Origin of the sequence: Mesorhizobium humile (assembly GCF_033977215.1) — a bacterium.
GTDB classification, from domain to species: Bacteria; Pseudomonadota; Alphaproteobacteria; order Rhizobiales; family Rhizobiaceae; genus Mesorhizobium; species Mesorhizobium humile.
In genome coordinates this window covers 1-1512 of the sequence record NZ_JAVIIV010000063.1, presented here as the reverse complement: position 1 = coordinate 1512, position 1512 = coordinate 1, and the positions used below count along the sequence as shown (strand labels likewise).

Genomic DNA, 1512 nt, shown 5'->3' with positions numbered 1-1512 from the left:
CTCGACGCTCGAAACCTCTCGCTGCTGGTGAACGGCTTCAGCAAGTGGCCTGACCAGCCAGGGTGTGGCGAGGGCACTTTCGCAGTTGCTGGTGAGGTTCTTCGCCGCGCTGAGACGGAGGGATTTTCCAAATTCAATCCGCAGAACCTGACCAATCTGGTCAATGGCTTCAGCAAATGGCCGAAACAAGCGGAGTGTCGGGACGCCACCAGCGCTATCGGCACCGAGGTGACGTACCTCGCGGACCGAGCCAATCGGCTTTCCGATTTCGAACCGCAGGGCCTGGCGAACCTGGTGAACGGTTTCAGCAAATGGCCGAGCCAGGCGAAGTGTCGGAAAGCCACTAGCGCTATCGGCACCGAGGTGACGCGCCTTGCAGGCCGAGCCAAGCGGCTCTCCGATTTTAGCCCGCAGGGCCTGTCGAACCTGGTCAATGGCTTCGGCAAGTACCCGGAAGAACAGGATTTGCGCCAAGCTGTGGCGGATATCGCCGCCGAGATCGTTGGCCGCGCCGGCAAGCTCAATAGATTTCCACATCAAGAGTTGGCCAATCTGGTGAACGGGTTCGGCAAATGGCCCGAAGAATTCGACATGCGCCATGCTACCGTTGCCATCGCCGGCGAGATCGTTGCGCGTGCCAAAGAGCTCGGCGGATTCACTGATCAACATCTGGCGAACCTGGCGAACGGTTTCAGCAAGTGGCCCGAACAGACGCGCGAGGCGACGGTTTCCATTGCGGGCGAGGTCGTTACCCGAGCCGGCGAGCTCAACAGATTTGGGTATCAAGAGTTGGCCAACCTGGTGAACGGTTTCAGCAAGTGGCCTGACCAGCAGAACACGAGCGAGGCGACCATTGCCATCGCCGGCGAGGTCGTTGCCCGAGCCGGAAAGCTCAAGGGATTTGCGAATCAAGAGTTGGCCAATCTGGTGAACGGTTTCAGCAAGTGGCCGGAACATGCAAGCACTCGCGAGGCGATGATCGCCATCGCCTCTGAGGTCAGTCGCGCCGCCAACCGATTGCGCGGTTTTCCTGGTCAGGAGCTGGCCTATCTGATCAATGGCTTCAGCAAATGGCCGCAAGAGCCAGGCATGCGCCAGGTGGCGGTCGCCATCGCCGGGGAGATCGCCTCCCGTGCCGACAAAATCAAGGGATTTACCCATCAGCAGCTGGCCATACTGGTGAACGGTTTCAGCAAGTGGCCGCAGGAGGAGCGAAATCGGCAGGCCACGGCCGCCATCGGCGGGGAGGTCCTTCGCCGCGCCGATCACCCAAATGTCGGGCTCTCCGACTTTGCTCCGCTGAGCCTGGCCAATTTGGTGAATGGCTTCAGCAAATGGCCGCAAGAGCCAGGCATGCGCCAGGCTGCAGTTGCCATGGCTGGGGAGATCGCTTCCCGCGTCGGCAAAATCAAGGGATTTAGTCATCAGCATCTTGCGGTCCTGGTGAACGGTTTCAGCAAGTGGCCGCAAGAGGAGCGCAATCGGCAGGCCACGGTCGCCATTGGCGAGGAG

1 pseudogene is annotated in these 1512 nt (G+C 60.4%); it reads left to right on the top strand.

Annotated features, from left to right (window positions below):
• A pseudogene (locus RFM52_RS32695) lies at nt 1-1512 on the top strand (hypothetical protein); the annotation flags it as partial.